Annotated in this window: 1 protein-coding gene; it reads right to left on the bottom strand. The window is 64.1% G+C overall.

Features of this window, described 5'->3' with window-relative positions:
• Positions 1 to 102: 102 nt before the first annotated feature.
• The gene (locus tag RNC47_RS37230; RefSeq protein ID WP_311605302.1) at positions 103 to 231 is read right to left on the bottom strand and encodes a nuclear transport factor 2-like protein; all 129 of its coding nucleotides are present in this window, start codon (positions 229 to 231) and stop codon (positions 103 to 105) included.
• Between the last annotated feature and the right edge of the window lie 176 nt (positions 232 to 407).

A 407-nucleotide genomic window follows, 5' to 3' on the forward strand; every position in this document is an offset into this window, starting at 1 on the left:
GGCGCGGCCGACCATCCCGGTACCGAGAACGGCGATCTTCATGTGCACTCCCATATTGTTTCTGTTCGAGAAATTCCAGCTGTGCGGACAGGTCCGCCGGGGTCAGCCGTTCACCAGCCCGTCGACGACGAGGCTGTCGGCGACCTGCCGCAGATGCGTGAGCTTGCCGTCGCGGACCGTCCAGATGTGGATGATGAACCTGACGTCCGCACTGTTTCCCCGCTTGGTCACACAGTGGTAGTGGCCGAGCGCGCAGACGTGGCCCTCGTCGTCCGCGTAGTACTGAGGTTGAACTCGCGATAGCGGCTGGTCGTGACGGCTCGTGATCCCTGCGGTATGCCGTGTTCATGAGGTATGCGCAGGGAGGCGGGCTGACGCCGAAGGGGCAACAGGCCCGGGAACGGGTG

It is taken from the genome of Streptomyces millisiae (assembly GCF_031845425.1).
In the GTDB taxonomy this organism is placed as follows: domain Bacteria; phylum Actinomycetota; class Actinomycetes; order Streptomycetales; family Streptomycetaceae; genus Streptomyces; species Streptomyces millisiae.